Genomic DNA, 23,381 nt, shown 5'->3' with positions numbered 1-23,381 from the left:
CTGCTTATTTTTATTACTAAGTCGCTGAATATTGTTTTTTACTGTGCGCTGCTAATCGCCCACTTTACATACCGTATTTACATACGGAGCGCACGCTGGAATCCAAGCAATATACAAAGGGCGCCGATTTTACACGATTTGCCAACAGCTTGAACAGTATAAGAGTGTTATTATTTGTATGATCGGCAATGTTGCCAACATTGAATTAACCAAGCCTTAATTAAAGAATCAGAAAAAACAAGAGCTCATTCCCTCAAACAAAATCCCTAACCACAGCCAAATTCACAAACAATTTAATACACATAACAAAGGCTTGCTTTCTTTCTCAAGCTTGCTTTTGCCCACCTCGCCCGGTATAACCGTGCTTTCGTTTCGATAATAAAACTTATAAAACCGAATTTTGAGGCTGATTTATGACTGCCATTGCCATTGAAAGTTCCGACAATTTATTTGGTCATCCAAAGGGACTTTACGTATGTTTCGCGACAGAATTGTGGGAACGTTTCTCCTTCTACGGGATGAAATACCTACTCCTTTTATATCTTACAAAATACCACCTGTTCAGCGACGGTGAAGGGTTGGAAGTATTGGGAGCCTATGCAGGATTGGTATACGCGCTTCCAGTAATCGGGGGCGTATTAGCCGACCGATATCTCGGCATGAGAAAAGCCGTTTTATTTGGCGGTATTTTACTCTGCCTGGGGCACTTATTGATGGCAGTCGAGGGCCATCAAGCTGTGCAATACGACGCAGGAACCATACTGCAATCCGCGTTAACCCTTTCCGACGGAACCGTGTTAGCCGCAGGTACTACCCTTCAAGAAACCATCAAAATCCAGGACACCGCAGCACTCAACGTATTCTACTTTGCTCTGGCATTAATCGTTACCGGTGTTGGATTCCTGAAACCTAATATCTCCACCATCGTTGGTCAGCTTTACGCAGAAGGCGACCCTCGTCGTGACTCAGGCTTCACCATTTTCTACATGGGTATCAACGTAGGTTCATTCCTGGCAACCATGATCTGTGGCTACCTTGGTGAAGTCTATGGCTGGGGCTATGGCTTCGGCGCGGCAGGTATCGGCATGTTAATTGGTTTGATCACATTTTCTTATGGTCAAAAATACCTATACGGATTAGCAGAGCCAGAAAACCCGGAAATTCTAAAAGAGAAGTTCATGGGTATTAAGAAAGAACATGTCATCTACCTGGCAGCCTTTGCCAGTTTGGGCATTTCTTGGTTGATGGTACAACATGAACCCGTAGTATTCATGACTCAACAAACGTTATTAGTGCTTGCGGGGGTAGGTCTTGTTGCTTATTCAGTGCTGAAAGGCAAAAAAGAAGATGTGCATAAAATGATAGTGCTAATGGTACTTATCGCATCCACGATTATCTTCTGGGCCTTGTTCGAACAAGCCGCTGGTTCAATGACCCTGTTCACCGACCGCGTCATCGACCGCCAAATAGGCGACTTCGAAATCACCGCATCACAATTTGGTAGCTTAAACGCCTTATACATTATGTTATTGTCACTACCATTCGCAGCCTTATGGGTTTGGCTAGATAAGAGAAATCTAAACCCCAGCACCCCGGTCAAGTTTGGCTTAGGCATTATGCAAGCAGGTTTAGGCTTCGGTGCATTGGTAATTGGCGCTCAATACCCGGATGAAACCGGACACATCAGCATGATTTGGATGGCACTAGCCTACCTGCTGCACACCACTGGCGAACTCTGCTTGTCACCGGTTGGATTGTCGGCAGTAACCAAGCTAGCCATTCATCGTGTTGTAGGTATGGCAATGGGAACCTGGTTCCTGGCAACAGCATTGGCAGAAACCGTAGCAATGCGCTTAGGTAAAATGGCAGCAGTAGACACTGAGCACACCGACCTAAACGACATCCACGCAGTTGCAGCAACCTACACAGAATTGTTCCAATTCCTGATGTGGGTTGGTATTGGTGTAGGGGTATTCATGATCCTTATCTCGCCCATCCTGAAACGCGGAATGCACGGCGTTAAATAACTCACCAAACGTTATAGATATCCCCACAGCTCAGCATGGGCTGTGGGGATTCTTCTTATTAAGCCAATCAATTACCAAAGACTTGCATAAAATTTATTCATCGAATAAACCCCAATAACGCTACTTAAACAATCCCTCTTTTAAAAACTAAAAAAACAAATACATTTAATGTAAACTTGCGCCACTTTTGTAAACACTCACATTATTTTCCTTCTAATGAGAAAGCCAATAAAAATCATTGATTTATTTGCAGGGCCGGGCGGCTTGGGTGAAGGCTTTTCTCAACTAAAAGAAAATAATCAGAATGTATTTAAAATTGCCGTATCTATAGAAAAAGAAGAAAGCGCACATAGAACGCTCACTTTAAGATCCTTTCTAAGGCAATTTGATGGTTCATCTTTTCCTCCTGAATACTACGATTTCCTAAAAGGAGAGTTAGGAGATAGCCCCGAGCAAGAATTATTTAAGTTGCCGAAGTTTCAAAATGAATTAGAAGAAGCTCGCCGGGAAGCCCAGTGTATTACTTTGGGTGAAGAAACAGAAACCCGTGCCTTTAAATGCATCGACGAAGCAATAGGTAAAGAAAACTGCATCCTTATTGGAGGACCACCCTGCCAGGCATACTCTCTGGTTGGTAGAGCTCGTAATATTGGATCTAAAAATTACGATGCGACACAAGACCACAGAAATTTTCTCTATAAAGAATATTTGAAAATTATTGCCCGGTATCACCCCCTTGTATTCGTTATGGAGAACGTCAAAGGAATGTTGTCTGCCAAAGTAGATGGTGAGCTCATCTTTGGAAAAATACTGAACGATTTACAAGATCCCTGTAAAGCCACAGACACCAAACCAAAGTTCATTAAAGAGAAACACAAATACAACATATACTCTTTTGTCTCAGACAAGGAAGAACTCACCCCGAAAGACTTCATCATTAAGGCTGAAGAGTATGGTATTCCCCAAGCTCGCCATAGAGTCATTCTACTAGGTGTAAGAGAAGATATAGATAGCAAAACACAAAGGCACTTACTGGAACCAGTAGAAAAACCACCAACAGTAAAAGACGTTATTGCTGACTTACCCCCTCTAAGAAGTAAGTTATCCAAAGGTGGCGATTCTTTGGAAAAATGGCGCAATGCTATTAAGAACTACGATAAAAGACTACTCACCGAAATAAAAAACAATAAAGACATAAACCAAGCCGTTTATAACAGCTTTTTGAAACATATATCTGTAATCTCTGACTCACCAGAAAGCACTGGTAAAAATCTCAACCAACAGAAAACAAAGGCTTTTAAAGATATCAACTCAGAATTGAAAAGTTGGTTAATAGATGAACAATTGGGTTCTTACGTTGTGAACCACGAGGCAAGAGGCCACATCACGACAGATCTGCACCGATATCTTTTCTACAGCATCTATACCGAAGTAAATGGTGTTTCACCGAAATCATATAACTTACCCAAAGCACTTTGGCCTGCTCACAAAAACTTTGATTCGGGGAAATTTGCAGACAGATTTAGAGTACAACGAGCAAACTCACACGGAACAACCGTTACAAGCCATATCAGTAAGGATGGTCACTATTTTATTCACTATGATCCAATGCAGTGCCGAAGCCTAACTGTTAGAGAAGCAGCAAGGATACAAACTTTTCCAGACAACTACTTTTTTGTTGGAAATAGAACGCAACAATACGTTCAAGTTGGAAATGCCGTTCCACCATTTTTAGCATTTAAATTGGCTGAGCTCGTATTTGATTTGCTTAAACTATGATAAAAATCTACCGAATTCTGATGGCAGAATCTTAACAAAGTCTTCTTTTTCCATACTAAAAATATCATAAGTAAGGTCTATTTGCCGAATCCAGGAAATTAACCTAGTTACTCCCCCCTTTCCGCGTCCAGCTGCCCCCCTTTTAAAAGATTCAGTATTAGCATCAAAATACAAGTGATTAGCAAGAGCGATAACTCCTTTAGAATAGAGAATATATTGTCGAGCCAATAACTGCTCACTAAGCTCTCCTCTAACAGAGGGCTTTTTAGCTAACATAAACAACGAATCTTCACCATGTAACTCTACCAATTGCCAAGAATATAAAACTGAATGTCTTGGGCGATGGTTGTACAATTGGCTCAATACATAATGGTGTGCTTCACTCGGTTTAAACTTTCCTGACACTACGGGGCAAAGCTGTTTAAACCAAAAAAGAGCCAACCAACTCCACACTCCTCTATCTCCCAAATACGGTTGCATATCTATATCAGCAAATTTGCCAACCAAATATTTTCCTAGCTCATATCTTGATTTAAATTGCACTTGCTCAACTTCAACATCAATTTCACAATCTTCACTAAATTCAATAGAATCCAGCAAATACTCGGGATACTGTATATCAACACCAGCTTTCAATTTCTGAATGTAATCTGTAAACTTTTCCAGCCCGATATTATTTAATCTTCTAATTAGAGTCATTTTTCATAATTCTCTGAAATAAACCGCTCACAAAATCTAAACGAATTACAAAAGGATGATACAACCTCCTCAATCCACTCAGACTTTTCTTCGTCAGATTCATCTTCATTCGGAAATCGATCTGAATGCCTTTTTGCAAACTCCTTCCATCGTTCTAACGAATCGTCGTCAAAGTCGTCTGACTCTGACACGCAATACATCAAAACTCGTCTAAATGCCTCAGGAAGCACTAGTGCCTGAAATGTAATGTCTTCACTTAACCTTCCAATAACATTGGGAATAGACCTATTAAGATAAATAACTGGTCTTCTTGATTCATCAAACTGGAGGTTCCACAGCTCATTCCCCAAATCTCTAGATTCAACAGAAATTAAACTTTCTCGATCTACATAATCAATATTTCCAGCCCTGAGCTCTTTTCCTACACCCAATAAAACACCTGTACTATTGGATTCATCTACAACCAGAACCTTAAATAAGGTTTCTCCTGAAAAATCAACCTTGTCTATAATTCTGCTCTCAGGAGGACAGATTTTTCCAATAGTACCAAAACTAAACCTTTGTCTAGTTTCTTTAAAATAAGCTTCAACATACAAGGATGCATGGTCGGGAAAAGAACCTTCCAGGATTCTAAACTCAATATCAAAAGTTTTTTTTCCTCCCACTTCATCCATTGTTATAGAAATCTCTTGCTGAGTTATCTTCTTTCTACCAGTATAATTAATCGTTCTCAGCATTTTTCTTCCCATCCGGCAAACTAATCTTTAGATCTCTATTGCTGTCAAATCCAGTAACTGAGAACCTAAAAGGTAACTCATTAATCATGAGCTCCCATAGGTTTTCTTCTGCTTTTACAATCTCGATATTTTCCTGCTCTAATACTTCAATATCACCACCAGCTCCAACAGAGAAATCTTTAATTTTGCTCTCCTCATACTTCTTAAATGCGTCCCCCTTGGAGGTATCATAGGCCACTCTTATTCTTTGAAAATAAGGAAGAAAGCTTTCATCAAACCCAGCCCCATTCTTAATGGAAAAACCATCTTGATACTTATCAATATGTATTTTCTTCTCTCTCTTGGGTATATCAGGAACATTTACTTGCATAGGCGACTTGTTTTTTTTCTTTTTACTCTTTACTGGCTTTTGAGTTCTGAAATAGAAAAAATCAAGTAAAGCATTTTCATCCCTTTCGTTGATTACTTCAGCCAATATATCATGTAGCCAAGTTAATGAAAGTTGAGCTAATCTCACTATCCGATTTGGAGCCTTGTAGTTTTTTGATAGCTTTTCTGTTTTTTGAGTCCACCTAGTATGTGCAGCGTTCTCAGCATCTCCTAACAACTCACAAATGGGTTCATCCTCAGCTATCATAACCCCTAGAGCTTTCCTACTTTTGAACTTCTCTTCCTGAGGTAACGTTAATCCCCCTCTAACGTAAAGGTCTATCCCCCTCTCAATACTGTCTGGTTTAGAAATCAAAAGTTTAATAAATGAACTTTTTTTATCACCAGTTTTTTTTCTAAAAGAGGCGTTGACTCTAATACCAACAGTCTCCCCATTTCTATACTTTGTTCTCAGGTTCTCTAGTTCATCTTCATCAAAATTCTCCTTTTTCAAGATTCCATCATCGAATTCATCAAAATCAAGTAAGACCAAATCCTCATCTTTCACATTTGAAGCTGTTTCAATGAAGTCAAACAATAGATCTATTTGCTTAAAGAAATCGACTGAATATTTGCTTGCCAAATATCGAATACTGTCACTGGAAATTATCACGCCATCCAGATTAACTCGCAGCTTTCCAGAAATAATTGGATAAAAGTAATTAGAAATTACCACATCGATCATTCGATTCTTTTTGAAGTCTTTATCAGGAAAAGGAATGACTATAGATAACCCAGGATTTTTACTTCTGTCGATAGAGAATACTTGACAAAATTTATTTTTAATTTTTTCATCTTTTATTGGCACAGAGATTCTTAAATTTTCATCATTCTCATTTTCATAATCCGCAAAATAACTATGAGGCTTATAGTATTTACCCTCTAAATGCCTAGTATTAAGTACCGATTGCCCCATCAAGTAAAAATCATTATCCTCTCCTCTTTTTGTTACTCCCCAAAAAGCTCCAACTCTACTTGAAGTCGAATATACAAGCTTACCTAGTCCCCACCTTCCTCTTTTAGCCCCATGCTTATGAGATTTCCCATGACTTCGCCAAAAATCAGAAAAATGACTTTCTTCCCTTTTATTTGTTGCCCCAGTTAAACCTGAAGTACCAAAGTCCTCTATAATCAAGGCGTCCGGAGACTCAAAATCTATCGTATCTATATCCAAATTAGCTGCTCGAGCATGCTCTAATTGACCATCTAATAAATCCTGCAAATAAGAAACATCTAGTCCCTTGCTTTTATCAATAAAGCGAAAATGAACTTCAACAACAGGCTCATTGGCAGCATCCAGACTGTTCTGGATAGCTTCTCGAACTATTGTGTCGGAAAGATCAACATCATCATTATTAAAATGGTCTCTCTGAGTAATTTCAGTCTCAACTTCTTCTGCACGAAGAGGGATATTTTTCCATTTCATAGGTTTCACTGTTTATTGCGTAATTTCACTGCAAATAATACAAATAAGAAGCCAATATTAAAATGGTTTTATAAAACTCCTTTCAGATATCAATAATTAACCTATCCTCCCTGAGGAAGTAGCTGATAGCCTCTGCTACTTCCTTAATTTTATCTTCGCTTTTTCCCTTTACTGCGCATTCCCATACCACACAAACCCGCCATCCCATCCCTAGTAGCTGCTCCTTCACTTTTTCATCATAAATAACATTACCTTGGATCTTCTTACGCCAAAATTCCGGTCGGGTTTTCGGCCATTTAAATAAATGGCAATGATGCTGATGCCAGAAGCAGCCATGAACAAAAACTACAGCTCTATATTTTGGGAAGACCAAATCAGGTTTACCGGGGAAAGACTTGTCATGAAGCTTATATCTATACCCCATCCTATGCAGTTGCTTGCGAATCAATATTTCCGGACGAGTATTCTTACTCTTGATACCAGACATCATCTGGCTTCGTTTTTTAGGGGTAACAATATCCAAGAGAATCAGCTCTATTTTGAATAAATTCACCTTGAGTCTAGTGCGTATATCCTCCTATTCCAACAATGAAAGAAACCATTAAAATTCAAGACATAACAGCACTAAACGTATTCTACTTTGCTCTGCATTGATCATTACTGGCGTTAAATAACCTACCAGCTTCTATTCATACCTCCACAGCTCGACATGGACTGTGGGGGTTTTATTCTCAGCTTCTCCATCTGAACTTATTCATCTGTAATTACTCTCCTTAATTTTTCGAAAGTATTTGAAAGACACTAAAACACAGCCTTGGCATAGAAGTCATCGAGCAACAGCAACCAGATGAATAATGCATCTAAGATGACACTATCAAACCCACAGAAAGACAATATAATATCTTTATTTACCAATGAAGATAAAAATGAACACGGAACTATCTCTTAAATACGTTGATGCCAGTAACTACAAAAGCTATCTAACCATCATATTATCCGGCGCGATAACCACTGAAGAAATCACCACTTTGTCCCAGCACCTTGAAGACGGAGACAGCATCATCGCGCATCAAGTTGGCCTACCTACACCGTCAGAATTACTTGCTTCGCAATTCCAGTTTCCTAGCGTAGACGACCATGTTTGGACAATACTCGAAGCCTTTGAACACGGCATACCTCAAGCAAACAGCATGCATACTGAAAAGGCTGCCACCATTAGCAACTATTCCATATCGCAGTTTGTGCAAAGAGTAAGTAACGCGGATTGGGATGTCTCTGAGGAAATGGCTCGACTAAATATACCTATTTAGCCCCTATGCATTGGAGCGTTAAAAAATAAATGATTTAGGATTTGACATTAAAATCCTTAAAGATTTATTATATCTACCATACAGAGTGTTAAATTAATCTAAACGAGGTATGTATGGAGATGATTCGTGGTAGTGATTTACGCGCTATGCGTAGGGTTGCGGGGTTAACCACTCAGCAGATGGCAAATATTGCTGGTGTGAAAACCCGTAAAACTTACGAGAACTGGGAAAAGAATGTGGGTACGCCCAATGTGAACCAGTTTTTTGCCTTGGTGGAAGGTTGCGGTATGACCTTGAATGAGCTGAATGATTTTAGAAAGTTCCTTAAAACTCGGCAGCGCAAGTAATGTGCAAGGCAAATATCACAGGCAAAATGCATGACAAAATATGACAGCAATAAGCTGACCGAAAAAGTGTTGCTGCTCTTTTCCGGTTCTCTTACGTTTTACAATGTGTGGGAGATGTTTCAACACCATGTTTGCTGCCACCTAATTATCTAACCTGAATAATAGTTGCAATAATCAGTCACCGACAGAGAAGGCAAAGAACCCTATCCCGGCCTTCCTATATAGACAAATGTGAGGTGTCCGTATAGGAGGCTGGGAGGGGTCAAATCCGGTTCAGGGATCGACTCTAACACAGATATCTAATCCAGCTTTACGCGCCCTTCCGATTCGGCCTTTAGCCTTTTCTCCAGGGCTTTTTCTGTGTAGATGGCGAGGTCTCTGGCGCGGTCGCATAGCAGGTTGGCGCTGTAGATATGGCTACGGTCTTCGCCCCCACTTCCCCACAGGTTCAACAAGGTTCTTGCGCTATTAACGCACTGAAAAGCATGAGCTTTGTTTAAGCCATTGGGCATGGTCATCAGCATTTTTTCCAGCGACTCCACACGGTCGCACACTTTGTCCATTTGCATTACGGACACCGGAATACGGTAGATGTCTTCAGAGCTGCGAAAGGCTTTATAAGGGAAAAGTAAGCTTGCCAGGATTAGTACATTATCCAAACTAACGAAGATATTTCTAACAGCCCATAACCACCAAGCATCCTTCAGATGAAGATTCGGTTCTAACGCTCCATTTAGTGCCACAATATTTCGATCAATATGAACAGCAATGTGTAGTGACATAGCTATCAATAACAACCCCATAGTGAGCTTTAATGGCCAGTGATAAACAAATCCAGAGAGATGGTGGTCAATAGCTAAGATTAGAACAATCGCACCACACGCTGCTGCCCAATATAAATAATAGAATTGATAAAGGTTATCCAACGGTAGCAAAAATTGAGAATAGATTATTCGACTTAAGCCGAAAGTGATAGCCAAGGTAAATATAGTATGGAGGAATGGACGATATAACCGCTTAGTATAAAAACCATAAAATCCAGCAATGAGATAAACCAGAACCCAAACGTTATCAATAACAAAGCCAACTGCGTAATCAAACATTTCATTATTCTCTATGAATTCGGTGGAGCAGCTTAATCCACCGAAAAGCTTTTCAATCTGCTAATTAGGTATAGGACCCGGAGGATCACCAGCACCACCCGCAGATACTGTTACAGTGCCAGAAGCCGAAGACACACAAAAAATCCACCAGCACGATGCCGATGCATTTGCTTCACTGCTGACCTGCATTTCCGTTGCTCCCACGACTAACGATGTCATGGCAAGCACTATTGCTAACACGTATTTTTTTAAGTTCATAATTACTCCTACATCGCCCACCTTACTTCATCTGCAAGGTTTCCAAGGCGGTAAATATAGTAACCTGAACCATAGGCTATGAAAATACGAATACCTGTGGCTTTTAGTTCAGCCGTTATATGGCTCTTATCCAGATAATGACTTACCGCTTCGTGAAGGCTGAGCATCAAGTGATTGATGAACCAAAAACATCAAGGTCAGAATATTATCCGCGAGATGATTAAAAGGCAAGTGAAATAAATTTCAAGGGATTTTATGGGCAAATGAGGAAAGTCAAATGAGGAAAATAAAATGTAAAGGCTACTTTTTACCCAATATAAACTCTTCCAGCGTAATGCCTTTGGTATCAGTTTTGGTTACCAGCATTTCTAGAAATTCCAGATTATAACTACCGCGGTTCACATAATTGATGAAGCGTTGCAGCTCATTGGGCGACTCGGGATCATGACCATACAAAAGCACGTAGAAGTCTTTATATCCGCCGTACACGTCTTTCAATTTCTTGACATACAATCTGGCTGGATGGTGTTTTGTGGTCAAAGGATTATCTCCGCGAAAAAAGAGCTACGAATATATTCAAAGCTCGCTGATAGATCAAAAAATTTTCACACTTTTTATTCTTAAGCACCTGTTTTATAAATCAGTTTCATCACTCTAATATTACAAACAGACAAAACTGAAAATCAGTCAGCGGCCACCTTTATTTTATTATTGCGCACTCTATTATTGCGATCTCTGCTTTGTCGAATAAGCTCATCGTTGGCGAACGACAAATCCGATTTAGCCAACCTGTCATATAGCAATACATTCACCGTCGCCGCCAAATTCATGCAACCAATAGTCGGCACGTACACCACGGCATCGGCAGCATCCACCACTTCTTGTTCAATAGTGCCGTCTTCGGGGCCAAAAATATAAAAGGCATTATCCGGGTGATGAAACTCAGGTAGCGGTGTAGCACCTTCCACCAGTTCCACACACACGATGCTGGCATTTTCAGGCACATGAGCCAGCAGCGAGTCCACGCCCGTTAGCGGAATTTTGCTGGTGACATCTTTGGTGTCGGTTTGAAACGCCACAGCCCTATCGTAACGCCCACCAGTGTAAAACACCGCGTCAACCTGATAACACCCCGCAGCCCGCATCACCGCTCCAACATTAGTTGGGCTTTTAGGGTTCACTAACCCTACTGCTACAAAAGATGACTTATTCACTTCCGGTACTGCTCGCTTGTACTCATACATAAACGTGGCGACATACTAATTGAATTAACAGGAAAATTGGAGGCTCAGGCTTTAGCGATTGGTTTTCTCCATTGACTCACGTATAAACTCTGCGAATGCCTTTCCTTGCTGATCTAGCGACGCAAGGTTAAGAGAATCAAGGTATTGGTTACGATCTTCCAAGTGAACAATGCACCAGTCGTATCCGCCCAAGGTAAAGAGGAAATTCATTAAGAACCTTGCCGTTCTGCCATTGCCATCAGGAAATGGATGAATATAGCCCAAACATAAATGCCCGAGCACTGCTTTAACAGGATAGCTTGGCTCGGTGTCGATTAATTCTTTTAATGCATCCATGCAATCTCGCAGGTAGATGTCGGCCGGTGGTGCATGACGAGATGTGCGAATATAAACGGGGCCTTTTCGGTATCCGGCTATATCTTTAGGGGATATTAGCCCCACCGTAACGCAAGGTTGGAATAGCGAGGTATACCAGTCTGTTACTCCCGTAGCGACCGCATAAGACAAACTGCTTACTGTGCCTTTGTGCATGGCTGTGAGTGAGGCTTTTACCGCATTAAATGCTTCAAAGTAGCCTCGTGCCGCTAACGCATCTTTGGCTTCCCTGTCTTTACTCGCGTTCACAGGATCCCAACTTCCCATTCTCACTTTTTCGATCAATTCCGGCGTAACTCGATACCCTTCAATAGATAACGAGTGATAAGCATCTTGAATATACAGTTCCTCGATGTCTGCCAGAATTGACTCTATTGGCTTGTCGGCAAAATTGAATTTCGGTTGCACCTTGGAAAAAGTCTGCTCAACATCATCGCGCAATGTGTGCCAAAGAGCTCTCACCCTCATGGCAGCGGCATTTTCATTACGTCTTTCGCCAATATTCACTATCGGCTGCTCAAAGGGATTGTTTTCTTCTTGTGCCTTTAACCCTATGCCGTCAACGATTCGCTTAAGCTGTTGGTATTCTTCTGTTTTTCCCATTGCTTTGTACGCTCCGAGCACTCGTCCAAGTGCCGCGACATTGCGAGTGTGTTCAAACGCTTGTGCTAATTCACTGATATCCGCCATTCTCAATGCTAACTGCAACGACAGCGGATCTCGCCGATAGGCAGAAGGCGCAATGTCTGCCAGTAACCCTTCCATAGAAATGACGTTCACCTCCGATGCCCGAATCACTTTATAAGGTATTTTGGGACTATTGATAATAAGTAACCCCATGTCATGAGGTAACGATACCGTTCGTGTAGACGTATTCGCGTAAACGATGATTTGTTTGGGCAAGGCATTACTTGAGGTGAGAAGATCTAATGACGATTCTGGGCTTAGCCAATAATTATCTCCAAATAACTCAAATAAATATTGACTCACAAAGCCCCAAATAGAATCAAACCACAACGCTGATTCACCAGCATTATGGGTTGAAGTATCGGCATCAAGCATAAACCAGCCGCGAATAATTGGCTTCAAAAAACCATGCTTGTTAAGCAGAGCTCGTTCTCTTGCCGTTAGCAATTTAGAGTGAACGATATTGTTCACCGACAGAGATGCCGCCTTTTCCAGCGCCGCAGCCAGCTTTTCATTTTCTGTTAATGCCATCAATGAATACCTCTTTAAGTGCTAAGCCACGGCGTTCCCCAAACTTAAGTGAATAATCAGATTGAAAATCTGCTCCAGGGACATCGCTATAACTTGTACTTAAACAACCCGCAAAACTTGCTTTTAGCATACTTGCAAAGATTGCTTTTAGCAAACCTGTAGTATTTGCTTTTAGGGAAGCTATCAAAGTTGGAGTCAGAGAAAAAGACAAGCCCAACATCAGACATATTGGAGATTCCACTATTTTCTATTAGGATTAAATTTATCGAGTGGAAATTTCACCGCTAACTTAATAGGGCTTGATGGGCTAAGTGAGGTTCTGAGTATGCCAAAGTGGTATGACAATTTTAATCAGGGTGACCTGATTTATGGTCGTAATGAAACGGTTTCAGCGCGTCAGCGAGAGCTCACCGCTAACAAGCAGGGCTTTAGTGGTGCCAATGCGCCAGCAAATTACATCAACCCGATAACCGAAAGAACACCTAACGCAGCAACGGGCCCTCAAGCCAATTTACGCCAGACCAAAGCAACGGATCACGCCTCGACCACGGCTCATATTAATACCTTCAATAGTGGCGGTAAGCGGGAGCGCCATTATCTGAATCTTCATAACATGGATCGCATTATTAATCGGGAGCAAAACGCAACCGAGCGAGCTAAAAAAGAACAAATGAAATGGGGTGGAACCAGTAAAATGGGGGTTATTTCCGCTCATGAAAATAATAAGCGTATCTTCTATGAAACCAAGGGAATTACGCCAGAGTCGATCTTCAACCCACAACACGAGCATTACAACAGCGTCACATCGAAAGAAATGCGCTTTATTTACAAGCACCAACAACATCTTGGAAACACTGTGCAGTGGATGAATGACGGGCAATTGACCAACTCACCTTTCGGTACAGATGCGTTCAAAAATGCGCCGGGACGCAGTGATTACGATAAAAAACAGCAACAGAAGAAAGATAAAGGTCACTATTCGCAGCGTTTGGTCAATGGTCAGGTTGACTACAGTAAGGCCAGATCAACACCAAAGCTATTTAGAAAGTAAGCGAAAGCTCTCTTTCACATCATAGCAAACCCCCTCTATTGTCATGGCGCACTTGATGCGCCATCCAGAACATTCCGCATATATATAACATTGGCGTCATACTGAGCTTGTCTCAGTATCTCGTGAACAGTCATCCAGATTCCGAAACAAGTTCGGAATGACGAGGAAGTGGCGGCATTTGATTGTGTGCTCATTTGTTGTCATGGCGCACTTGATGCGCCATCCAGAACATTCCGCATATATATAACATTGGCGTCATACTGAGCTTGTCTCAGTATCTCGTGAACAGTCATCCAGATTCCGAAACAAGTTCGGAATGACGAGGGAGTGGCGGCATTTGATCGTGTGCTCATTTGTTGTCATGGCGCACTTGATGCGCCATCCAGAACATTCCGCGTATATATAACATTGGCGTCATACTGAGCTTGTCTCAGTATCTCGTGAACAGTCATCCAGATTCCGAAACAAGTTCGGAATGACGAGGAAGTGGCGGCATTTGATTGTGTGCTTCCTTGCGGTCATGGCGGCCTAGGAGCCGCCATCCAGATGTTAATTCACCGAAAAGCTTCTTGATGTTCCGGTGTAGCTATTAATGCTGCCGTTCCACCCACTCTTCCAATGGCCTTTATGTCTGATACGATACGTACCAGAAGGAATAGAGCTGTCGGTTATCCATTGCACTTCGGCAAACGAGCAAGCCAGGCAATCTACCGCCGTGTCGCGTATCCAGACAAAGCGAGTATTCAAATCATCGTCTGTGTACACTGTTTGCCAGCTGCCACTAACATAGCGTTGCACTTCCAGGAAGCTGCTGTTGGTTTTCAAATTATTGCGAGGATGGCCTGAACGGAATTTCACCTTAACCGTATTGCCTTTGGAATAGCTGGAATTAGCATCTGTCCACACCTGACCAAATGACTCCCACAGGCGTTTATCATCGTACACCACACCAACAACGTGAATGCTTTGCGAGCTGCTTAAGTCTGGCGGTGTTGGGCCAGCAGACACACTTTGACCATTTCGCATGGCAGTAGCCATTTGGTTATACACTTGCTTGTACGCCGCCAATGTATTGGGGCCGTAAATAGTATGTCCGCCTTCGTAATACTGCATATTGTACTCTTCAGGAGTAGTGATATAACCATGATAAGCATTGGCTAACCCAGCGATAACGTAAGTATTCACTCCCTGACTTTCCAGCACAGAGCGAACTTCGTCACGCAAGCGACGGCTCGACATGGTTGTCATTTCACCGGCACTGGCAATCAAGGCTAATGAACCAATGCGGAACATTTGGAATGGAATATAAGCGGTATACAGCTCAGAACCCAAAGTAACGCGGTTTACAAAAGTGGGTTTAGGGTATTGGCAAGGGTCGTCAACTGCATCGTTGAACATGACCAAATTAGAGAAGCCATTCATTAACGCAAACATGGGATAACCATTGAGAATGGTGCTAAAGAAGCTTTGATTGCGATTCCAATCAACACCTTCGTTGTCCACCGACATGCCTTCAAACACGCCCGGAATATTGCTGGGGCCGTCCCAACTTGCGCCAGCCGTCATCGACCAACCTACAGCGCCATCACACATAGACTGAGTACCGCTTCCTGTGTACTTGTCAGACACTTGATAACCCGGCATATAAACGTACTTATGACGATAATCCAGATTGCCAGACAAACGGCTCGACGCCGTATTATGCAACGCCTGAGCTTTGTTGAATTGCTTACCGGCTGAAATCAACAAGCTTTGCTCATCATTCGAGCCACAACCATTGCTGGGGCCACACACATTCGGGGAAGAATCGCCCAAGGCACTATTGGCAAACGCGGCAACCATGCTTGTTTGACCGCGACCCGCCGCCCAATCTTCCATCATCTGGCTGGCTGCACCTTTGTTGTCTGCGCTCACGCGACGATAATCATTACCGAGAGACACGTTATGCACGCCAAACCAGTTAATACTACCGATTTCCTTGCCGTCATCACGAACCAGTTTCAACAGGGTCATTTGCTTATCAGTATTGTACTGATAGTCGCCCGCCTCCGGGTTTTGGCTATAAGGAATGGGATTGCGGTTAACGCTGGTGTTAAGCAAATCACCATTGCTCATGTAGATGTTGCCAGAAGCGGAAGAATCCACAGCTCGAACAATGGACTGATAAATGCCGTTCACGATGGCATTTTGGTTCAAGCTGTCATAACCCAAAGCGGTCATGTTCAACATCACATAATGGTCAAAACCACCGGGGCCAACATGAGTGTGGGTCGCGGTTAACATTACGTTTGCGTCACTAAAAGTGCTGCCATAACGACTTTTTAGCTTATTGACTACGCCCTGCTTTACGCCTTGGGTAATGCCCATCAAATCCGCCGACACAAACACCACACGTTTGCCAGTTTCAGGGTCAGTAATGGCAAAAGCGCGTGACCATAAACGACTGTGAATTCCCTTGGTTGTTTGGCTGACTTCACCATAGCCCACCATGCCCGCGTCTGCGACAGGGCCAGTAATATCGTATTTACCGCTACCAATCAGCCAATCGCCCGCCAAGCTCACTGTGCTCAGCAACGATAAGGCTGGTACTAATAACCAACGACTTAAATGTTTTCTCATTGCGATGATTCCTGTTCTCATATGAATGAAACCTAACCCGGCACAATTTATGATTTTTATTTATCCGGGCGGTCATGTTAGCCATATGTTGATAACACACGACTATTTGGTTTCTTTTTTACCCATTATTTCGGATAAAGGCTATAGTAAAAATAACCTAATGATAACTTGGTGCTCAGGCTTGAGCTTTGGCATACAGCTTGGCGAGTTGACTACGGCTGGCAATATCCAGCTTGCGATAGATGCGATATAAGTGGTTGGAAATGGTTGAAGGTGCCAAATCCAATTCTTTGGCAACCTCTTTAAAGGTAAGCCCTTGAACAATCCAGTTTACGATTTGTTGTTCCCTTTCCGACAAGGTATCAAGCGGATTAAGCTGACGCACACTCACTCTGAATAACTCCCCCTGAGCCGTCACCCGAATGTGTAAATCGCCTTGCTGATATTCACCGCCATCAACGAGCGGATACGAGAATTTAGGCGTATCAGCGGTTTGTGATGATTCACTGTTAGCCTGATTATGCAGTAAGGCAAAGAACTCTGGATGCGTTTGCCAATAAATACCGTGTTTGTCGCAAATCGCCGCTGTTTGCCCCTCGTCTTGCTGTTGTAAATGCAAGAAGTAATTGTAGGAAGCAGCGGCATTTAAGTGATAAACAAGGCGCTGCATGTGTTCTTTGTCGGTATTGTTAAAATCATTCTCGGCATCGAAACGATACAGGCTAATCAAGGTATACAAGCCACTTTCCTGCTCATAGCAACCTGTTGCCAGAATGCGTTTAACACCATAAGGTTCGAAGAGGTTTTGATAGAGTTCAGATTGAAAAAACGCCTCGTCGGGAAACACTTCGCTCATCAGAACCGGTTCATGCAGGTTTTGTAGTACCGCTTGGCGGATAGGGTTGATATCCAGCGTATTGGCTAAGCGCTCACCATAATGATCATCCAAACCAATATGTTCCTGATAATGAAACTCTAAGGTGCCTAAATTCCCGGTTCCCCATAACGCCGCATCGGCATTCATCAGGTCGATTAATTGCATCAACGCCCACTGCCGAAACGCTTCGGGCGCAATCCGTGACGACTGGCAATATAAACGGCGGATCAGGTTTTCAATTTCAGACATTAGGCTGTTTTTACCAATGCAATAACAGGGGGTTTTAGAAAACAATACTGCAAACCCGATGCGGCAGGAAGTATTGAAATGAAATTAAACACCCAATTAACCGAAGAGCTGGTTGCCAACGAAGACAAATTTAACACGCCGTTTTTTCAGCGCTTTAAACTACGTCGTGCCAATGCACCATTGCAGCTAAACGAAAACATTCAGAAGGATTATCTGTTCCCTACGTTCTATAACAACGTTACCTGTGCTCAAGCCATTTTCCTGTGTGACTACAAGGCAGCACAATCGCTAATGCCGCATCCTAAAATGAAACCGGTGCGCGTTCCCGGCGGGCGTTCTTTGGTGGTGTTTTCCAGTTATATCTATCGCGACGTTATGCACATTGCCCCTTACAATGAAATAGCCATGACCATACCGGTGCAAATAGACCCCACCTACTCGATTCCCTTGTTACCCATGTTGATCCCCGGCTACCCCGGCTTTGGCTACTATGTGTTTAACATGCCGGTGACTTCGCTGGAAAACCGAATTCGAGGTAACAATATTTGGGGTTTACCCAAGGTGTTGCACAACATTGAAATAGAACAGCAAAGCAACCAAGTGCGCACCACAGCCAGCGACGAAGAAGGCAACAACTACATTCAACTGGACGTACCGACGGATCTTAAATACGCCGAGTTGCAACACTTTGATGTGAAAACACACCTGTACTCAGTGCTCAATAATCAACTGCTCAAAAGCAAAACCTGCTTTACCGGTGAGTTTTTGGTTCAGAAGAACATGAGTCGCTTATGGAAGAAGTCGGGCAATACGCCGGCACTGCAAATAGGCACGGGAAAATTTGCTGAACAGTTACGCGCACTGAACATTGACCCGTATCCATTTCAAACGCGCTTTTGCACCAACATGCAAGCCTGTTTCGATTTATCCGATCCTGATTATCAAGCCGGGTTTTCTGTTGCTTCTGAAAGCACTTTGGGAATGTAAGCATGACAAATCCCGCAGAACAAACCGTACTAATTTTTGGTGCCGGCGCGATAGGCACAACGCTGGCGCACTGGCTAACGCCTTATATTCCGAACTTATATTTGTTCGATAAGCCCGAAATTATCGCTCAGCTAAAAAGCGGCATTACCTGTTATGAGCAAGCAAAAGAAGAAAGCGTTCGTCAGGTAACCTGCATTTCAAGCTTGTCGGAAATCCCACCACCGGACGTTATTCTACTGTGCGTGAAAAACTACAGTCTGGATGGCGTAGCACAGGTGATCCAGAAAGCTTATGGCGATTATCCTGTGATCATTGGCTTGCAAAATGGTCGCGAAAATCAGCGCGTCCTGCCCCGTTATTTCTCAAAAGTCGCTTACGGAGTGGTTTGCTACAACGCTTGGCAAGATAAGGTGGGCAAGGTTGGTTATCAGAAAAAGGGGCCGTTGGTTCTTGGCATGTTGGATAGAATGTTGGATGGCATGTTGAATAGCATGTTGGATAGCTCGCTTGATGACGATACAGAGAATCATTTAAGTCAAAGCGCATTACAGAGTATTGTTGCCTTATTGAATTCAGGTGTGCCGACACAGCTTACGCCAGCTCTGCAAAACGCCGTGGTCTGCAAAATGCTGGCAAACCTGACTAACTCGGTCACGACACTGGTGGGCTTTGGCTTTCGGGAACTTGATCACCCAGAGCTATTTCAACGCATTATGGTGTCGGTGCTGTATGAAGGTATGCAAATTCTCAAACAGGCCGGATATCAGGAATGCAAGTTGGATGGTATGCCAAGCTGGTTCACCCTTGCTTTCGCCGCCAAAATGCCAGCCTGGGTAACGCGCCCGCTATTTATGCGCAATATGAAGAAAATGGTGATTAGCAGTATGGCGCAAGACATTGTGTTGTACGGACGCCACGCCCATGAGCTGGAAAGTATTAACGGCGAAATGCTACAGATTGCCGCGGAACATGGTATTCCGGCTCCCATTAATGGGATTTTGTATCGGCTCTGTCAGGAACAGTTTGCCGCCGAGGCATTTCAACCCATGTCGGTGAAAGCCTTGTATCAGGCACTGTGTGGTTAATGAACCCAGGCTCGGGATAAGGCTTCACGTTTCTAGTAATGTCATGGCGCACTTGATGCGCCATCCAGAATATTCCGCGTATATATAACATTAGCGTCATACTGAGTTTGTCTCCGTATCTCGTGAACAGTCATTCAGATTCCGAAACAAGTTCGGAATGACGAGGAAGTGAGCGCATAATGACGAGAAAGCGGGGGCATAATGACGAGGCTCAGTGGATTACTGCTGGATGGATACCGGACAATGCTACGCATTTCCGGCACGACGACAGTTGATTGTGTGCTTATTTGTTGTCATGGCGCACTTGATGCGCCATCCAGTGCATTCCGCGTATATATAACATTGGCGTCATACTGAGCTTGTCTCAGTATCTCGTGAACAGTCATTCAGATTCCGAAACAAGTTCGGAATGACGAGGAAGTGAGCTCATAATGACGAGAAAGCGGGGGCATAATGACGAGGCTCAGTGGATTACTGCTGGATGGATACCGGACAGCGCTGCGCGCTTCCGGTATGACGACAGTGGGTATATCCAACATTCTTCCGATTTCGCTTTTCCGCTGTCATGGCGCACTTGATGCGCCATCCAGAACATTCCGCATATATATAACATTGGCGTCATACTGAGCTTGTCTCAGTATCTCGTGAACAGTCATTCAGATTCCGAAACAAGTTCGGAATGACGAGGAAGTGGGGGCATAATGACGAGGAAGTGGGGGCATAATTACGAGAAAGCGGGGCATAATGACGAGGCTCAGTGAATGACTGCCAGATGGATACCGGACAATGCTTCGCACTTCCAGCATGACGAGCCCTCGGACATCACTCTAGAAAGTTACTCGTCCCTGAGTAAGCAAACATAACTGATACGAACTAAACCTGAAAAACTATCGGTCTAGCATCCGCGCGGGCTGAAACACAACGACAACACACAACAACAAACCCACAACAGCAGCATTGATCACAATAGAATAATGGTCATCCGACAACAGCAATGCCGCAACCATAGGCCCGGAGGCCAAACCCATTTTTGAAGCAAAACCACCCAAAGCGGCATACTGACCGCCTTTGTCCAGCTCGGAACAAATGCCAAACAGGTACGGCAACACAAATGCCCAGCAAATACCAATGGCGACATTGCTGTATAAATACACATCGGGGCTTTCGCTAAAATGCAGTAGCCATGAAAATAGCGCGGTTAACACAATAGAAATCGCTAATGGCAAGGTTCGACCATAGCGAGTACCGATGACAATCACCAAAAATGCCCCGCCTAACGCCACCCAACTTGCCGCAGCCAGCGACGGGCTCATAAAATCAATGCTCAAGCCTTCCGCCTTACCCAGGGCGATCATGTAAGCAAACAGCCCCATATTCGCCGCTTGAAAAATCAGTATCGCCAGCAAGGTTAGCACCAATGGCAGTTTGTTCACCCGGTTATTGTTGCCTGTAGGTGCATCCTGATTCGCATTTTCAGTATGTCGTTGAGGCACGGGATAGTCAGGAAGAAAAACCAGCATAACCAGTGACACCAAAGTAAAGGCAACCAATGACAAGAATAGCGCTGTAACGCCATATTCGGGAACCAGTCCGGGCAGAAACATCAAGCCTAAGCCGCCTAATCCCCACTGAATAAACAGCAAATAACCAAATGTACGATCCGGGCTGGCAGTACGGGAAATAATGCCGAAACCAATGCCGACTAACAGGCCACCAACCAAACCATGCAACCCGCGTGTGGCAATCATCACCCAGGGGCTGCTGATCACAATGCAGATTAAATCAATGGCGATAATCAAGCCCATCAGCACGTATGACCAACGCTTCCAGTCGATATGTTTAATGATAAACACCGCGGTAAGCGCGCCAAGTGAAGCGCCATAAAGATTGGCAGAGCTGACAAATCCCGCTTGTTGATTGGTAAACCCTAAACCTTCTTTTAAGCCACTGACAACCGCAGGCATGATATTGATGTAAAAAATCCCGGCGGTAGTGAGAAAAGCCAGCATCACGCTCGCCCAAATCCCGTTTGGGTCTACGATAATACGAGGAGACTGTGTTGTGCTTAATTCATTGGTCATTTTATTACTGCCGTTATTACTGCTTTTATAATTAGTCACAGGCGATTCCTGCTTGTTGGAGTTTCGCTTTCAAGGGCGCTAACTGCTCTGAATAACAACGCCATTTACCGATAGACGAGGCATAGATTTTCTGACGTACCTGAGCGGCACTCGCCGTTGTCGAAGGCTGCGCATTCTGTTCAAAATCGACGCATTGGGCTTGCCAATCCAATTCACAAAACTGCAATAACTTACGCGCTTGCGTATCGAGATCAGCCACCAGCTTTTCATATTCAAGCGCATAAATAGCATCCGGATATAAGGCCAACCAATGTTGCATCATGCGCTCATGAGCAATGTAATATTCAGCCAATTCATCCAGATCGTAAGAGAAAGGATAACCTTGCGTGAATAACTGCTTATAGATGGCATAGCAGGTATCCATTGGGTGGCGTTTTACATAGATAATCTTTGCCCTAGGTAATGCGGCTCGAATTAAACCAACATAGAGCGAATTCAGCGGTAATTTGTCGATAAATCTTGGAGTGTGCCCGGTTTCAGGTCGAGTTTCCTGAATATACTTCTCTCCCAACTTGGCAAAATCCAGTTGTGAACTGGCATGGATCAAGGTGCTCTTGTTACTTGCCTGGTTTGGAAACTGTTGCTTCACTTGCGCCATCATACTTAAGGCAAAATCGTTGAGTTCACCTGCGGCGTAAACATCTGAGTGCTGGCTCAAGATGCGTTCAATCAAGGTGCTGCCAGTGCGCGGTAAACCCAGAATAAAAATCGGTTCTTGGGAATCGAAACCGGAATCCTGGGTTCTCTTGGCAAAGTCGTCATTAAACGTAGCGACGATGTCTTGAAGAGTATTGATGTCTTGCTCAACGTGATAACGCATGTTCTTACGTCGGCTCTGCGCTCCAGAATAGAGCACTTCAAAGCTTTGCTCGTAACGCTGTAAGTCTTCCAGTTCTTTCGCCAAGGCATAAGCAAAGGTGGCTTTTTGTAGTGGCGAGTTTCCTTCGTGAGCGAATAAATCGGTGAGCTCGTCTACATGGTTTTGTTCTAAGGTTTGCTTACGCAACGAGCTTCTTAATAACTGAGCTTCTGCATCTTCCGGATTGAGTTTAAGCGCTTCATCCAGCAATTCATTGGCCATCCCCAGATCGCCCAGATACCGATAAATGGAGCCCATATTAAATAACAGTTGGCTCTGAACATTGGCATCTGACGCTTCCTGCAAAGCAACTTTGTAGTAAGTAAGTGCTTCTTGATAACGTTGCAAAGCGTTCAATGCCAAAGCAAATTCTGGGTAAAGATCATTGCTTAAGGAAGGAAAGGTTAATAGGCTGTCGGCAACCTGATTCGCGCTGGCTTTATCTTGCAATGCCAAGTGGCACTGCAGTTTTTGCAATAACCACTTGGCATTGTGAGGTTCCAAGGCAATGGCTTTTTCAATACTCACCAGAACCGACTGAATATCACGCATACACTTCTC

Annotated in this window: 22 protein-coding genes; 7 read left to right on the top strand and 15 right to left on the bottom strand. The window is 43.4% G+C overall.

All coding sequences use genetic code 11. The annotated features are described in order from the left end of the window. Positions 1 to 413 precede the first annotated feature (413 nt). Both KIH87_RS04540 and KIH87_RS04535 read left to right on the top strand, forming a co-directional pair. Positions 414 to 2,027 (top strand): peptide MFS transporter, encoded by a 1,614-nt coding sequence (locus tag KIH87_RS04540; RefSeq protein WP_232360352.1) that lies wholly within the window; start codon positions 414 to 416, stop codon positions 2,025 to 2,027. 216 nt (positions 2,028 to 2,243) lie between these two features. After that, positions 2,244 to 3,806, top strand: a complete 1,563-nt coding sequence (locus KIH87_RS04535; protein ID WP_232360351.1) for a DNA cytosine methyltransferase — start codon at positions 2,244 to 2,246, stop codon at positions 3,804 to 3,806. Here KIH87_RS04535 and KIH87_RS04530 read toward each other — a convergent pair. The 4 genes from KIH87_RS04530 to KIH87_RS04515 all read right to left on the bottom strand — a co-directional run bounded on the left by KIH87_RS04530 (position 3,801) and on the right by KIH87_RS04515 (position 7,650). Then, complete coding sequence (locus tag KIH87_RS04530; protein WP_232360350.1) at positions 3,801 to 4,505, bottom strand: hypothetical protein; 705 nt, start codon at positions 4,503 to 4,505, stop codon at positions 3,801 to 3,803. The genes KIH87_RS04535 and KIH87_RS04530 overlap by 6 nt on opposite strands. Then, entirely contained in the window at positions 4,502 to 5,242 is a 741-nt protein-coding gene (locus tag KIH87_RS04525; protein WP_232360349.1) for a hypothetical protein, read from the bottom strand. The genes KIH87_RS04530 and KIH87_RS04525 overlap by 4 nt, the downstream gene beginning before the upstream one ends. Then, entirely contained in the window at positions 5,226 to 7,097 is a 1,872-nt protein-coding gene (locus KIH87_RS04520; protein ID WP_232360348.1) for a hypothetical protein, read from the bottom strand. The genes KIH87_RS04525 and KIH87_RS04520 overlap by 17 nt, the downstream gene beginning before the upstream one ends. An 82-nt stretch (positions 7,098 to 7,179) precedes the next feature. Further along, positions 7,180 to 7,650: a very short patch repair endonuclease gene (locus KIH87_RS04515; RefSeq protein WP_232360347.1), complete on the bottom strand. Its 471-nt coding sequence runs from the start codon at positions 7,648 to 7,650 to the stop codon at positions 7,180 to 7,182. A gap of 373 nt (positions 7,651 to 8,023) precedes the next feature. Between KIH87_RS04515 and KIH87_RS04510 the strand changes: the two genes are divergently transcribed. Together KIH87_RS04510 and KIH87_RS04505 are read left to right on the top strand one after the other, a co-directional pair. Beyond that, positions 8,024 to 8,407 (top strand): hypothetical protein, encoded by a 384-nt coding sequence (locus KIH87_RS04510; protein ID WP_232360346.1) that lies wholly within the window; start codon positions 8,024 to 8,026, stop codon positions 8,405 to 8,407. 113 nt (positions 8,408 to 8,520) lie between these two features. Beyond that, positions 8,521 to 8,754 (top strand): helix-turn-helix transcriptional regulator, encoded by a 234-nt coding sequence (locus tag KIH87_RS04505; RefSeq protein ID WP_232360345.1) that lies wholly within the window; start codon positions 8,521 to 8,523, stop codon positions 8,752 to 8,754. Positions 8,755 to 9,053: 299 nt separating this feature from the next. Here KIH87_RS04505 and KIH87_RS04500 read toward each other — a convergent pair whose 3' ends face one another. The 7 genes from KIH87_RS04500 to KIH87_RS04470 all read right to left on the bottom strand — a co-directional run bounded on the left by KIH87_RS04500 (position 9,054) and on the right by KIH87_RS04470 (position 13,172). Beyond that, a complete protein-coding gene (locus tag KIH87_RS04500) occupies positions 9,054 to 9,857 on the bottom strand; it encodes a hypothetical protein (RefSeq protein ID WP_232360344.1) in 804 nt (267 codons plus the stop codon). A 60-nt stretch (positions 9,858 to 9,917) separates the two neighbouring features. Further along, positions 9,918 to 10,115 (bottom strand): hypothetical protein, encoded by a 198-nt coding sequence (locus tag KIH87_RS04495; protein ID WP_232360343.1) that lies wholly within the window; start codon positions 10,113 to 10,115, stop codon positions 9,918 to 9,920. A gap of 8 nt (positions 10,116 to 10,123) precedes the next feature. Further along, positions 10,124 to 10,282, bottom strand: a complete 159-nt coding sequence (locus tag KIH87_RS04490; protein WP_232360342.1) for a hypothetical protein — start codon at positions 10,280 to 10,282, stop codon at positions 10,124 to 10,126. Positions 10,283 to 10,415: 133 nt separating this feature from the next. Beyond that, positions 10,416 to 10,655, bottom strand: a complete 240-nt coding sequence (locus KIH87_RS04485) for a hypothetical protein (protein ID WP_232360341.1) — start codon at positions 10,653 to 10,655, stop codon at positions 10,416 to 10,418. A 143-nt stretch (positions 10,656 to 10,798) separates the two neighbouring features. Then, on the bottom strand, positions 10,799 to 11,329 hold the full coding sequence (locus KIH87_RS04480; RefSeq protein WP_232360340.1) for an RNA methyltransferase: 531 nt from the start codon (positions 11,327 to 11,329) through the stop codon (positions 10,799 to 10,801). Between the two features lie 81 nt (positions 11,330 to 11,410). Further along, entirely contained in the window at positions 11,411 to 12,952 is a 1,542-nt protein-coding gene (locus KIH87_RS04475) for a Fic family protein (RefSeq protein WP_232360339.1), read from the bottom strand. After that, positions 12,933 to 13,172 carry a hypothetical protein gene (locus KIH87_RS04470; RefSeq protein WP_232360338.1) on the bottom strand — a complete coding sequence of 80 codons (240 nt, stop codon included), beginning with the start codon at positions 13,170 to 13,172 and terminating at the stop codon, positions 12,933 to 12,935. Before KIH87_RS04470 ends, KIH87_RS04475 begins: the two co-directional genes overlap by 20 nt. A 105-nt stretch (positions 13,173 to 13,277) precedes the next feature. Between KIH87_RS04470 and KIH87_RS04465 the strand changes: the two genes are divergently transcribed. Next, a complete protein-coding gene (locus tag KIH87_RS04465; RefSeq protein ID WP_232360337.1) occupies positions 13,278 to 14,003 on the top strand; it encodes a hypothetical protein in 726 nt (241 codons plus the stop codon). Between the two features lie 549 nt (positions 14,004 to 14,552). Here the strand turns inward: KIH87_RS04465 and KIH87_RS04460 are convergent. Next, positions 14,553 to 16,622: a neutral/alkaline non-lysosomal ceramidase N-terminal domain-containing protein gene (locus KIH87_RS04460; protein WP_232360336.1), complete on the bottom strand. Its 2,070-nt coding sequence runs from the start codon at positions 16,620 to 16,622 to the stop codon at positions 14,553 to 14,555. A gap of 175 nt (positions 16,623 to 16,797) precedes the next feature. After that, the gene (locus tag KIH87_RS04455) at positions 16,798 to 17,748 is read right to left on the bottom strand and encodes a helix-turn-helix domain-containing protein (protein ID WP_232360335.1); all 951 of its coding nucleotides are present in this window, start codon (positions 17,746 to 17,748) and stop codon (positions 16,798 to 16,800) included. A 78-nt stretch (positions 17,749 to 17,826) separates the two neighbouring features. On the opposite strand from KIH87_RS04455, the gene KIH87_RS04450 reads away from it, so the two are divergent. Both KIH87_RS04450 and KIH87_RS04445 read left to right on the top strand, forming a co-directional pair. After that, complete coding sequence (locus KIH87_RS04450) at positions 17,827 to 18,735, top strand: acetoacetate decarboxylase family protein (RefSeq protein WP_232360334.1); 909 nt, start codon at positions 17,827 to 17,829, stop codon at positions 18,733 to 18,735. 2 nt (positions 18,736 to 18,737) lie between these two features. Then, positions 18,738 to 19,820 (top strand): ketopantoate reductase family protein, encoded by a 1,083-nt coding sequence (locus KIH87_RS04445; RefSeq protein ID WP_232360333.1) that lies wholly within the window; start codon positions 18,738 to 18,740, stop codon positions 19,818 to 19,820. 887 nt (positions 19,821 to 20,707) lie between these two features. Here the strand turns inward: KIH87_RS04445 and KIH87_RS04440 are convergent. Both KIH87_RS04440 and KIH87_RS04435 read right to left on the bottom strand, forming a co-directional pair. Then, complete coding sequence (locus KIH87_RS04440) at positions 20,708 to 21,940, bottom strand: MFS transporter (protein ID WP_232360332.1); 1,233 nt, start codon at positions 21,938 to 21,940, stop codon at positions 20,708 to 20,710. Then, positions 21,933 to 23,372 carry a tetratricopeptide repeat-containing sulfotransferase family protein gene (locus KIH87_RS04435; protein ID WP_232360331.1) on the bottom strand — a complete coding sequence of 480 codons (1,440 nt, stop codon included), beginning with the start codon at positions 23,370 to 23,372 and terminating at the stop codon, positions 21,933 to 21,935. The genes KIH87_RS04440 and KIH87_RS04435 overlap by 8 nt, the downstream gene beginning before the upstream one ends. Positions 23,373 to 23,381 lie beyond the last annotated feature (9 nt).

Origin of the sequence: Paraneptunicella aestuarii (assembly GCF_019900845.1) — a bacterium.
Classification (GTDB): domain Bacteria; phylum Pseudomonadota; class Gammaproteobacteria; order Enterobacterales; family Alteromonadaceae; genus Paraneptunicella; species Paraneptunicella aestuarii.
Note: the sequence above shows the minus strand (reverse complement) of the source record. Positions and strands in the feature narration are given on the sequence as shown.

Bases quoted from the DNA above. Each gene is read 5' to 3' on its own strand.
- KIH87_RS04540 (WP_232360352.1), top strand. From the start codon at position 414: ATGACTGCCATTGCCATTGAAAGTTCCGACAATTTATTTGGTCATCCA.
- KIH87_RS04535 (WP_232360351.1), top strand. From the start codon at position 2,244: ATGAGAAAGCCAATAAAAATCATTGATTTATTTGCAGGGCCGGGCGGC.
- KIH87_RS04530 (WP_232360350.1), bottom strand. From the start codon at position 4,505: ATGACTCTAATTAGAAGATTAAATAATATCGGGCTGGAAAAGTTTACA.
- KIH87_RS04525 (WP_232360349.1), bottom strand. From the start codon at position 5,242: ATGCTGAGAACGATTAATTATACTGGTAGAAAGAAGATAACTCAGCAA.
- KIH87_RS04520 (WP_232360348.1), bottom strand. From the start codon at position 7,097: ATGAAATGGAAAAATATCCCTCTTCGTGCAGAAGAAGTTGAGACTGAA.
- KIH87_RS04510 (WP_232360346.1), top strand. From the start codon at position 8,024: ATGAACACGGAACTATCTCTTAAATACGTTGATGCCAGTAACTACAAA.
- KIH87_RS04505 (WP_232360345.1), top strand. From the start codon at position 8,521: ATGGAGATGATTCGTGGTAGTGATTTACGCGCTATGCGTAGGGTTGCG.
- KIH87_RS04500 (WP_232360344.1), bottom strand. From the start codon at position 9,857: ATGTTTGATTACGCAGTTGGCTTTGTTATTGATAACGTTTGGGTTCTG.
- KIH87_RS04495 (WP_232360343.1), bottom strand. From the start codon at position 10,115: ATGAACTTAAAAAAATACGTGTTAGCAATAGTGCTTGCCATGACATCG.
- KIH87_RS04490 (WP_232360342.1), bottom strand. From the start codon at position 10,282: ATGCTCAGCCTTCACGAAGCGGTAAGTCATTATCTGGATAAGAGCCAT.
- KIH87_RS04475 (WP_232360339.1), bottom strand. From the start codon at position 12,952: ATGGCATTAACAGAAAATGAAAAGCTGGCTGCGGCGCTGGAAAAGGCG.
- KIH87_RS04470 (WP_232360338.1), bottom strand. From the start codon at position 13,172: ATGTTGGGCTTGTCTTTTTCTCTGACTCCAACTTTGATAGCTTCCCTA.
- KIH87_RS04465 (WP_232360337.1), top strand. From the start codon at position 13,278: ATGCCAAAGTGGTATGACAATTTTAATCAGGGTGACCTGATTTATGGT.
- KIH87_RS04460 (WP_232360336.1), bottom strand. From the start codon at position 16,622: ATGAGAAAACATTTAAGTCGTTGGTTATTAGTACCAGCCTTATCGTTG.
- KIH87_RS04455 (WP_232360335.1), bottom strand. From the start codon at position 17,748: ATGTCTGAAATTGAAAACCTGATCCGCCGTTTATATTGCCAGTCGTCA.
- KIH87_RS04450 (WP_232360334.1), top strand. From the start codon at position 17,827: ATGAAATTAAACACCCAATTAACCGAAGAGCTGGTTGCCAACGAAGAC.
- KIH87_RS04445 (WP_232360333.1), top strand. From the start codon at position 18,738: ATGACAAATCCCGCAGAACAAACCGTACTAATTTTTGGTGCCGGCGCG.
- KIH87_RS04435 (WP_232360331.1), bottom strand. From the start codon at position 23,372: ATGCGTGATATTCAGTCGGTTCTGGTGAGTATTGAAAAAGCCATTGCC.